Annotated in this window: 12 protein-coding genes; 9 read left to right on the forward strand and 3 right to left on the reverse strand. The window is 52.5% G+C overall.

The features are described from left to right. The first annotated feature begins 119 nt into the window (after positions 1 to 119). Positions 120 to 2429: a GGDEF and EAL domain-containing protein gene (locus tag Q1K23_RS03980; RefSeq protein WP_300362647.1), complete on the forward strand. Its 2310-nt coding sequence runs from the start codon at positions 120 to 122 to the stop codon at positions 2427 to 2429. A gap of 15 nt (positions 2430 to 2444) precedes the next feature. Here the strand turns inward: Q1K23_RS03980 and Q1K23_RS03985 are convergent, their stop codons facing one another. Next, the gene (locus Q1K23_RS03985; RefSeq protein WP_300362649.1) at positions 2445 to 2897 is read right to left on the reverse strand and encodes a hypothetical protein; all 453 of its coding nucleotides are present in this window, start codon (positions 2895 to 2897) and stop codon (positions 2445 to 2447) included. Positions 2898 to 2905: 8 nt separating this feature from the next. Further along, positions 2906 to 4036 carry a succinyldiaminopimelate transaminase gene (locus Q1K23_RS03990; RefSeq protein WP_300362650.1) on the reverse strand — a complete coding sequence of 377 codons (1131 nt, stop codon included), beginning with the start codon at positions 4034 to 4036 and terminating at the stop codon, positions 2906 to 2908. Between the two features lie 110 nt (positions 4037 to 4146). Between Q1K23_RS03990 and trxC the strand changes: the two genes are divergently transcribed. The 7 genes from trxC (at position 4147) to Q1K23_RS04025 (ending at position 7793) form a co-directional block, all read left to right on the forward strand. Next, positions 4147 to 4581, forward strand: a complete 435-nt coding sequence (gene trxC, locus Q1K23_RS03995; protein WP_300362651.1) for a thioredoxin TrxC — start codon at positions 4147 to 4149, stop codon at positions 4579 to 4581. Between the two features lie 4 nt (positions 4582 to 4585). Next, positions 4586 to 4801 carry a DUF1104 domain-containing protein gene (locus Q1K23_RS04000; protein WP_300362652.1) on the forward strand — a complete coding sequence of 72 codons (216 nt, stop codon included), beginning with the start codon at positions 4586 to 4588 and terminating at the stop codon, positions 4799 to 4801. Continuing rightward, a complete protein-coding gene (locus Q1K23_RS04005; protein ID WP_300362653.1) occupies positions 4801 to 5472 on the forward strand; it encodes a response regulator transcription factor in 672 nt (223 codons plus the stop codon). The genes Q1K23_RS04000 and Q1K23_RS04005 overlap by 1 nt, the downstream gene beginning before the upstream one ends. Continuing rightward, positions 5429 to 6625, forward strand: coding sequence for a HAMP domain-containing sensor histidine kinase (locus Q1K23_RS04010; RefSeq protein WP_300362655.1), 1197 nt, complete (start codon positions 5429 to 5431; stop codon positions 6623 to 6625). The genes Q1K23_RS04005 and Q1K23_RS04010 overlap by 44 nt, the downstream gene beginning before the upstream one ends. Continuing rightward, positions 6625 to 6963 carry a hypothetical protein gene (locus Q1K23_RS04015; RefSeq protein ID WP_300362657.1) on the forward strand — a complete coding sequence of 113 codons (339 nt, stop codon included), beginning with the start codon at positions 6625 to 6627 and terminating at the stop codon, positions 6961 to 6963. The genes Q1K23_RS04010 and Q1K23_RS04015 overlap by 1 nt, the downstream gene beginning before the upstream one ends. Before the next feature lie 105 nt (positions 6964 to 7068). Next, a complete protein-coding gene (locus Q1K23_RS04020) occupies positions 7069 to 7389 on the forward strand; it encodes a cytochrome C (RefSeq protein WP_300362659.1) in 321 nt (106 codons plus the stop codon). Between the two features lie 104 nt (positions 7390 to 7493). Beyond that, complete coding sequence (locus Q1K23_RS04025; RefSeq protein ID WP_300362661.1) at positions 7494 to 7793, forward strand: c-type cytochrome; 300 nt, start codon at positions 7494 to 7496, stop codon at positions 7791 to 7793. A gap of 177 nt (positions 7794 to 7970) precedes the next feature. Here Q1K23_RS04025 and Q1K23_RS04030 read toward each other — a convergent pair whose 3' ends face one another. Continuing rightward, positions 7971 to 8867, reverse strand: a complete 897-nt coding sequence (locus tag Q1K23_RS04030; RefSeq protein WP_300362662.1) for a 3'-5' exonuclease — start codon at positions 8865 to 8867, stop codon at positions 7971 to 7973. A 94-nt stretch (positions 8868 to 8961) separates the two neighbouring features. On the opposite strand from Q1K23_RS04030, the gene Q1K23_RS04035 reads away from it, so the two are divergent. Further along, entirely contained in the window at positions 8962 to 9444 is a 483-nt protein-coding gene (locus Q1K23_RS04035; protein ID WP_300362664.1) for a globin, read from the forward strand. Positions 9445 to 9509 lie beyond the last annotated feature (65 nt).

Raw genomic sequence — 9509 nt, forward strand, 5'->3', positions numbered from 1 at the left:
AAAGACTTAGCGACATAAAAGAATAATCGTCGTACACTTTATAAAATAGATATAAATCAAGACGTTTTTTATCATGAAACCGGTTTGCGGTCAGATCGTCGAAAACAGATGGAACATTAATGTCAAAAATTTTCAAATCTCTTTTAAAACGCATCAAAACGACATTTTCGGAATCTGAAATACTTCATCAGTTTCTAAGAGAACAGGTTCTGGTCACCCTCTGTACCAAAGTGCCTGTGACGATGGGTGCGACGATCATCGTGGCGACGAGTCTGCTCGTCTTTTTATGGCCCTACGTCAACCAGACGGCTCTGGGGATATGGTATGGAGCCATTCTTATGCTCTCGGTGGAGAGGGTCTATTTCGCCCTGAAAGGGTGTCAGTATGGGGAGCGCTCGCTGGAAGAGCGGTATCAGAGATTTCGTATCGAAGCGGTGACGATGGCTTTTCTCTGGGCGGTCGCCGCATTTCTCTTCTATCCGGAAGGTCATCTGGAGTATGAGCTTCTGCTCGCACTTATCGTAGCGGGCATGGCCGGAGGCGGCGCCATCACACTGGCGATCGACAGAAAGATCGCCGATACCTACATCGTTTTGATCCTCTCTTCTCTCGCTTTGCGGCTCATTGTCTGCCAAGACGAACTGCATGTCATCCTTTTTCTGATGGCACTCGTTTTCATGACGGTCTTTCTGGTGAGTACGAGACAGCTCAGCAGAATACTGGAGAAGGGGATCCGCCAGCACGGGGAGCTGGGAGAGCTGCGCCAAAGGCTCGATCTGATCGCCGATCAGGCGCCGGTGGGCATTCTCTATTTCGACACGGATTTCAACATCATCGACTGCAACAAGGCTTTGACGGAGCATATCGGTCTGCAGAAAGAGACGATACTCAAACTCAATCTGCTCCGCCTGAAAGACCAAAGACCCATCAAAAACATCAGGAAAGTCATCGAAGAGAAGCGGGTGATGCATTACGAAGGGCCTTTTATCGCCACGATCGCGGGGAAGGAGCTTTGGGTATCAGTTGTCTATTCACCCCTGCTGGACCAGTCCGGCAAACTTATCGGCGGTGTGGCGGTCATGCAGGACAAAACGGCCGAACATCAGGCGATGGAGCGTGCGGAATTTCTCGCCTACCATGACGCACTGACCCACCTGCCCAACCGAAAGCTGCTGGAAGACCGGTATCAGCTGCAGATCGCCCAGGCGGCCAGAGAGAAGTTTTTTTCGGCCCTTCTTTTTCTGGATCTCGACCGCTTCAAACATATCAACGATACCTACGGTCACAATGTCGGAGACGAACTTCTCAAGGAGACGGCCGACCGTCTTCGAAGCATTCTGAGACAGAGCGATACGGTCTGCCGGCTCGGCGGTGACGAGTTCATCATCTTTCTGCCGATGATTTCGAGGGATCTGAAGGAGAGTGTCGAACACACCTGGCAGGTGAGCAAGAAAATTCACAAGGCATTGGCAAAACCTTATCATATCGATCAGCATCAGCTCTATATCACGACCAGTATCGGGGCCGTGATGATCTACGGCCAGGACGAGCCCCTCGACGAGATTCTCCGGATCGCCGATATCGCCATGTACCATGCCAAAAGACGCGGGCAGGGAATCACCAGTTTCTACGAGGAGGAGATGGACAAAGAGCTGCGTCGCACCATCAGGCTCGAACACGACCTGCGCCACGCTATCGACAAGAACCAGCTTTTCATCCGGTATCAGCCCATCGTCGATATCGACAGAGAGCGGATATACGGAGCCGAGGCGCTGCTGCGATGGAGACAGCCGGACGGTTCCGTGATCATGCCCTCCGAGTTCATTCCCGTGGCGGAAGAGTCCAAACTGATCCATCAGATCGGACATTGGGTGATCGAAAAGGTGTGTCAGAAACTGCGGGAGTGGCAGAAGAGCGGTGATTTTCCTCTCTATTATGTCAGCATAAACATCAGTTCCAAACAGTTCAGACACTACGGTTTTTACGACGAGGTGATGGGGGTCGTGGAAAAATACGGGATCGATCCCCGTCACATCAAATTTGAAATCACCGAAAGCATACTGATGGAGGAGAGTGAGAAAGCCAGAGCGCTGATCGCGAAGTTCAACGAAGCGGGTATCGGTTTCATGATCGACGATTTCGGGACCGGCTACTCTTCGCTCTCCTATCTGAAACAGTTCGAATTCGAGTCGATCAAGATCGACAAATCCTTTATCCGGGACATTCTGACCGACGAGGATGACGTGGCACTGGTGAGGGCGATGGTCGATATCGCCAGGCAGTTCAGATACAGCGTCATTGCCGAAGGGGTGGAGACGGTGCAGCAGAAAAACCGGCTGAAAGCGATCGACGATACCATATTCTGTCAGGGGTACTACTTCAGCGGGCCGCTCGATGAAAAAGAGTTTCTCGAAATGTTGAAAAAGTGAAAGAAAAGCCGGGTTCTATTGATAGCGGATGCGCGTAGCGTCTACGAGGGGTTTTTTGATATCCTCTTTGGGAGTATGCAGGGCGATGATGAGGCGTTCGATGATCTCTTCGGGAGAGATTTTGCTTTCGCCGATCTCCATGATCGCGGCGGAGATATCCCCTTCGTGCACCTCTTTGGTGAAGAGTTTTAGAATGTTGCCAAAAGCGATCTTGCCCTTTTCCAGGGGAGTGTTGGGATAGATGACGAAAAAGAGGTTCTGATCCAGCGCCATGACCATATCGGTCTTGCGGGTGTTGCGCTCGAGTGTGAGTAGCATCTTCAGCGGTGCCTGGATCAAAAGGGCACTCGAGGGCAGGCCATAGCGCTCGAAATCGTAGAGCGCCATATCGATATAGTTCATGATCAGCGGCTTGACCTGCCTGAGCATCACCTTGAGACGGGGATTTTTCCGGATTGTTTCATTCATCGCTTCTATTATAGCATCTCGTCGAGACACTTTTTGATGCGACGGACCGCGTCGAGAGTCTTCTCGGCGTTTTCCACCAGGGCGATGCGGACGAATCCCTGGCCGATGCCTTCCCTGCCCAGAAAGCTTCCCGGCAGAACCTTGACGTTGTATTTCTCAAAGAGCCGTCTCGTGAACGCCAGTTCGTCGCCCACTTCGAGCCAGATGTAGAAGGTGGCTTCGGGTGTCTTCACCCCCAGCACTTCACGGGCGATTTCGAAATTTTCTTTGTACTTTTCCCTGAAGGCGATGACGTGTTCGTTGTCGTTCCACGCAGCGGCCGCCGCCATCTGAAGGGGCAGGGGGGAAGCGCACCCCACATAGGTGCGGTAGCGCATATACTCCCGCAGGATCCCGTCGTCGCCCGCCACGAATCCGCTGCGAAGCCCCGGGGCGCTGGAGCGTTTGGAGACGGAGTTGATGACCAGGACGTTTCTGAATGTCGGGTTGTCCGCTTCGATGGAAGCCTGCAGCAAAGAGGGCGGCGGCGTATGGGTGAAGATTTCGCTGTAGCACTCGTCGTTTAAAAGGACGAAGTCGTATTTTATCGCCAGCTTCACCCATTCCGTCATCGTCTTCAGGTCCATGACGGAAGCGGTGGGGTTGTTGGGGAAGTTGAGGATCACCAGATCGCATCCGGCAAGTTCCGGCTCGTGGATACGGGGAAGAAAGCCGTTCTCCTTGGTCAGGTGCAGGTGCAGCACCTTCGCACCGCTGGCGATGGCGGCCCCTTCGTAGATCTGATAGAAAGGGTTGGTGTAGGCCATCATCGGTTCGTCGAGATCGGCCAGCAGAAACTGGGGAAAGTTGAATAGAAACTCCCGGGTTCCGAAGGTAGGGATGATCTGCGAATCGTCCAGCTCGATATGGAAGCGGTGTCTGAAGAAGTTTCGCATCGCTTCGCGCAGTTCGGGTTCTCCGGAGGTTTTGGGATATTTTTTCAGCAGGGTGGCGCTGTCGCAGAGGGCTTTCGTGATGAATTCGGGGGTATCGAACTGCGGCTCTCCGATGGTCAGCACGATCGGCTCGTACTTTTCATTCGGTACGATATCTTCGAGCAGTACGTTCAGTTTTTCGAAAGGATAGGTTTCAAATCGCAAGGAAAATTCCTTTTTTGATACCTATTGTACAAAAGGCGCCCGAAAATTGAGGTAAAATAGATGGAAATATTTCGTGATTTTCGAACTGCGAATCCAAAAGGAGGTTTGAGATGTCGACCATCCATGTCGTATGCCCGCACTGTCACAAGGTCAACCGCATTCCCGTGAAGGATCATTATACGAAAGCCAACTGCGGCTACTGCAAGCGGTCGCTTCTGGATACCCATCCCGTGGAGCTGACTCCCGAAACGTTTCCCATCCATATCCACAAAAGCGACATTCCCGTCGTCGTCGATTTCTGGGCACCCTGGTGCGGTCCCTGCCGGATGATGGCACCCGCCTACGAAGAGGCGGCCGCACAGTTTCCGCTGAAGGCGCAGTTCGCGAAAGTCAACACCGAACAGTTCCAGCAGCTGGCGGCACCTTTCGGCATCCGGGGAATTCCGACGATCATCGTCTTCAAGCACGGACAGGAAGTGGATCGCGTCAGCGGCGCGCTGCCGGCCCAGCAGATCGTCCAGCTGGTCGCGCGGCACATCGGATAGCCCGATGAAGAAATTCTTCCTCTTTTTTCTCTTCACGCTGCTGCTGCATGCCATCGACTGGTCCGACCGCAGCACCCAGGAGCTCATCGCGGCACTGGGTTACGAAAAGAGCGAAAACATCCCCGTCATACTGCACGAGCTGAAAAAACGGGAGATGACGATGACGCCGGAAGAGAAAAAGGCCTACCGTGAAAAACTCGAACAGCTGAAAAAGAAGTGATGAAAAGCCGCATCTTTCTACTCGAAGACGACACGAACCTCTCGGAAACGGTCACCGATTTTCTCGAAGAGGAGGGCTTTACGGTCGATACCGCCTACGACGGGGAGGAGGCGGAGGAGAAACTCTACGAAAACCGCTACGACATGCTGCTGCTCGATGTCAACGTGCCGGGCATCAACGGATTCGAGCTGCTCAAAGAGGCGCGGCAAAGAGGCGTCGACACGCCGGCCATCTTCATCACCTCTCTCAACGCCATCGAAAATCTCGAAGAGGGGTACGAAAGCGGCGCCGACGACTACATCCGCAAACCGTTCGCCCTCAAAGAGCTTCTGCTGCGGATCACGACACTGCTCAAGCGAAACTTCTCCCACAAAAACGGCGACCGTATCGAGATCGATACGGGTATCGAGTACGACACGGTGGGCAACACCCTCTACGTCGATGGCGAGCCGGCGGGTCTGCAGCCCAAGGAACTGGCGCTTCTGAAGCTTTTTCTGAGTCGCCCCAACGAAGTCGTGGCCCACGAAACCATCTACGACACCCTCTGGGGCTACGACGAAACGCCCAGCGAAACGGCTTTGCGAACCTACATCAAAAACCTCCGAAAAACCATAGGAAAAGAGAAAATTGTCAGCATCAAACGCTACGGCTACAAGTACCTCCCAAAGTGAGCGCAGAACCCTTCTGCGTTTTCTGGGACTCTACGCCTTTCTCGCACTGCTCATCCTGATCCTGGGATCGACGATCTACTACAAACTCCAGAAAGATCTGATGCTTCAGACCAAACGTCTGGAGCTGGAGGAGTACTCCAAGGAGCTGATCGACGGTCTGAAGTGGCTGCATATCTATTTCGACCGCTACCGCACCTATCCGCGAAACCCTCTCTACCGTTCCGCCATCTACGACTCGGACAAGGTACGTATCTTCAGTACGCTCAAGCATCCCGAGGGAGTGGAGTTGAATAAAGTCATCTATACGACCGACGGCGTCATCCACTATATCCATGTGCTCGACTCCTACTATCTGGGAGCCAAATATGTGGTGGTCGAAATCGACGACGACGGGAAGTGGTTTCTGCGTACATGGAAAAACATCATCGTCTACGGCGGTGCCATGCTGGCGATCTTTCTGCTGGCGGGTCTGATCCTCGTGCGTCTCTTTCTGGCTCCCATGCGCAACGCCATCCGGCTTCTGGACCGTTTCATCAAAGACACGACCCACGAGCTCAACACCCCCGTCAACGCGATTTTGACCAACATCGAAATGATCGACACGGGTAGTCTCGACGACAGGATCGCCAAAAAGATCAAACGGATCGAGATAGGGGCCAGAACCATCAGCAACATCTACCAGGACCTGACCTATCTGGTGCTTCACCACCAGATCGCCTCCCAAAACAGAGAGATCGATCTGAGCCGCCTGGTGCAGGAGCGTGTCGACTACTTCAGGATACTGGCGGAGTCGAAGCGGGTGGAGATCGAGACCGATATCCAGCCGGGTGTGAAGCTCTTCATCGACGAAGGCAAAGCGGCCCGTCTTGTGGACAACATCCTCTCCAACGCCATCAAATACAACAGAAGAGGGGGGCAGATTTTCGTCCGTCTGCGACCGGGGGAGCTGAGTGTCCAGGATACGGGGATCGGCATGGACGAGGCGGCCATCCGGGAAGTCTTCAAGCGTTACAAACGGTTCGACACCAGTGTGGGGGGATTCGGCATAGGCCTCAATATCGTGGCGATGATCGCCAAAGAGTATCATCTGCATATCGACATACGTTCGAAAAAAGAGCGCGGATCGGAGGTGATCGTACGATGGAACGTCTGATGAAAAGATTGCCGCTTCTCATGCTGCTGGCCGCCGTGATCCTGACGGCGGCCCAAAGAGACCCCTATCGAAACGATTGCGTGCGGTGCCACAGAAAACTTCCGGTAACCCTGGACAAATTTTTCTTCAACTACCTGCTCAAGTACAGCAGTGAAAGGGAGGTCAAAGCCGCCCTGTACAGCTTTCTGAGGCATCCGACGAAGAAGAAGGCGCTGGCATCCGAAGAGCTGATCCGCCAGTATGGATTGATGCCCCCCAGCAGGCTGAGTGATACCGATCTACGCAGGGCGATTGATACCTATTGGGAAACCTATAAAGTATTTGGGAAAATAAAATAGTTTGTGCTAAAATCTCTTTCACGATTACTCCACGATTGTGCTCTACAATGTGGGTATCAAAAGGGTGAACCGGAGATTCCGGGCATCCAATCAAAAGGAGGATACATGAAAAAATTGCTTACAATGGTAGCAGCGGGATTCGTTGCAATGAGTCTGATGGCTACGACTGCCAGCGCAGACGCTGCGAAGGGACAGAAAATCTACAGCAAAAAGCTGAAGAAAGCTTGTGGCTTCAACGGTGCGAAATTCGCTGCGACTCACTCTCAGGACGAGTGGGAAGAGATCAAAGAGAGCGGCAAGTTCGCAGACGAAATCAAAAAAATCTGCCCGAACGCCAATGTAGACAAACTGCAGAAGTATCTGGACGATCTGTATGACTTCGCATACGAGTACGCCAACGACAGCGGTAACGTACCTGCCTGCTAATTAAGAAAGCAACATTCGTTAATATTCCGGCTTGACAAATATCAAGCCGGAGAGAAGATTATTCGATATAATCACAACATAAAAATTCCACGAAGGAGACAGAAATGAAAAAAGTAACTCTCGCACTGATGCTCGCAGGAGCGGCCAGCCTCGTAATGGCTGACGGAGCGGCTCTGTATAAAAAATGTGCCGGATGCCACGGTGCAAAAGGTGAGAAAAAAGCTCTCGGAAAGTCTGCTGTCATCGGCGGTATGGATGTCGCGACTCTCGAAGCAGACATGAAAGGTTACAAAGCAGGTACCCTCAACAAGCACGGAATGGGTATGCTGATGAAAGGTCAGGTCGCTTCTATGAGCGATGCCGATATCAAAGCTGTTTCTGAGTATATCCACGGCCTGAAGTAAGTTTTACTTACTCCGCACTTTCAAGCCGGGCGCGCCTGAGGGCGTGACCCGGCTTTTTTTATGTCTGTTTTTTGTTGGTATATTGGTATATTGGTTATTAGTCTATTGGGGATTTACCCATACCATTTTTTTCGGACCCAATACACTAATAACCAATATACCAATAACTAAAATAGCCTATTCCAGAATCTTCCGTATCGCCTTCTTCATCCCTGGACTCAACTTGTCCATATTCTCCACGGCCCAGCTTAGATATCCGATATCGTGACTTGCGATCTCCTCGAGAGTCTGGCCCTTGTATTTTCCGAAAGGAAAGATCCAGACCGCCTCTTTGGCCGCGGCTTCGAGGGCTTTTTCCAGTGTCTGGCGCCAATCTTCGTCGAGCCCCTCCTCTCCCTCTTTCTCCATCAGCAGCCACTCGATGTATCCGGGATCCTTTTTTGCCACTTCGACGATCTCTTCGCCTTTGTATTTGCCGTAGTTGAACCGTTTGTAGGTGATGGGTTGCGCGGTGAGCGCCACCAGTTCGTCGGGCGAATGGTCGATCAGCAGATAGTCGAGCAGCAGTTTCAGCACGAAAACGTCGCCGAGGGCGTCGTGGGGCTGGATTTTGAGGCCGATGCTTTTGGCTTCTCTCTTTTCGTTCTTATAGAGGCCGAAAGCGTATCGGATGTACTGCAGGCCGTGGGCCTCTTCGTCGGGGTAGAGGTGTCGCAGGCAGCGTAGGGTGTCGATCAGTTTCATGCGTGAAGAGAACCCCTCTTTTTCGAGCATCGCGAGATCGAAAGGGGCGTTTTGTATGACCAGACAGTTTTCCGGCGTGTTGAGCTCCAGCAGACGTCTGTAGCTATCGGTTTCGGTGCAGGGCGGTTTTTTTGCCACGGCTTCGTTGGTGATGTGGTGGACCGCCATGGCGCCGTAGGAGATGGGCAGGGGCGGTTTGCACAGATCCTCGTGGACCTCTTCGATCAGGGTTCCCACAAGCTGCGGCGAGGCGACGATGTAGGCAAGCTGGCAGATGCGGTCCTTCTCCTCAGCGCCGGTGGTTTCGGTATCGAGTATTACGAATTTCATCACTCTCCGTTTCTGGACGAAAATTTATGACAAATTTATCGTAAATCCCTTTGGAGTATGGTAAAGTAGGCGAAAATTTTCCGGAGAGAGTACCATGAATCTTGTCATCACGCCCTACGATCCCGAGAATATCCCCAAAGAGGAGGAGATCCCGCTGCCCGATCCGAGGTTTTACGAAGCGGTCGGCGCAGAAGAGGGTTTCAAAGCGCTGGTGAGCGACTTTTATGACCGGATCGTCGAGAGTGATATCGCCTTTTTCTTCCCCCAGGAAGAGGAAGAGATCGAAAAGATAAAAATTCACAACGGCAAATATTTCGGCGAAATCGCCGGCGGTCCGAAGCGTTACAGCGAAGAGATGGGTCACATCGACCAGGTGGAGATGCACAAACCCTTCAGTATCAACGAAAAGCATCGCGACGAGTGGCTCGGAACCTGGCGGGAGGTGCTCGAAACCCATGCCAAAGATGTCGACGCCCAAATCGTGGAGTCCTATTTCAGGTTTCTCGACGAGTACTCGAAACTTCTGATCAACCGGCGCCGAAACGCCAGGGCTTTCGAGGATCTGGCGAAAGTCTGATCCCAATATCCCTCGTCGGCTTTACGGGGATTCTAACTCCCCCCTTCCCGATTTCCGCTTCCCGC

It is taken from the genome of Hydrogenimonas sp. (assembly GCF_029933015.1).
Taxonomy (GTDB): domain Bacteria; phylum Campylobacterota; class Campylobacteria; order Campylobacterales; family Hydrogenimonadaceae; genus Hydrogenimonas.

What these genes read in the sequence shown, in the direction of transcription:
- Q1K23_RS03980 (WP_300362647.1), top strand. Translation starts at nt 120, where the DNA reads ATGTCAAAAATTTTCAAATCTCTTTTAAAACGCATCAAAACGACATTT.
- Q1K23_RS03985 (WP_300362649.1), bottom strand. Translation starts at nt 2,897, where the DNA reads ATGAATGAAACAATCCGGAAAAATCCCCGTCTCAAGGTGATGCTCAGG.
- trxC (WP_300362651.1), top strand. Translation starts at nt 4,147, where the DNA reads ATGTCGACCATCCATGTCGTATGCCCGCACTGTCACAAGGTCAACCGC.
- Q1K23_RS04000 (WP_300362652.1), top strand. Translation starts at nt 4,586, where the DNA reads ATGAAGAAATTCTTCCTCTTTTTTCTCTTCACGCTGCTGCTGCATGCC.
- Q1K23_RS04005 (WP_300362653.1), top strand. Translation starts at nt 4,801, where the DNA reads ATGAAAAGCCGCATCTTTCTACTCGAAGACGACACGAACCTCTCGGAA.
- Q1K23_RS04015 (WP_300362657.1), top strand. Translation starts at nt 6,625, where the DNA reads ATGAAAAGATTGCCGCTTCTCATGCTGCTGGCCGCCGTGATCCTGACG.
- Q1K23_RS04020 (WP_300362659.1), top strand. Translation starts at nt 7,069, where the DNA reads ATGAAAAAATTGCTTACAATGGTAGCAGCGGGATTCGTTGCAATGAGT.
- Q1K23_RS04025 (WP_300362661.1), top strand. Translation starts at nt 7,494, where the DNA reads ATGAAAAAAGTAACTCTCGCACTGATGCTCGCAGGAGCGGCCAGCCTC.
- Q1K23_RS04030 (WP_300362662.1), bottom strand. Translation starts at nt 8,867, where the DNA reads ATGAAATTCGTAATACTCGATACCGAAACCACCGGCGCTGAGGAGAAG.
- Q1K23_RS04035 (WP_300362664.1), top strand. Translation starts at nt 8,962, where the DNA reads ATGAATCTTGTCATCACGCCCTACGATCCCGAGAATATCCCCAAAGAG.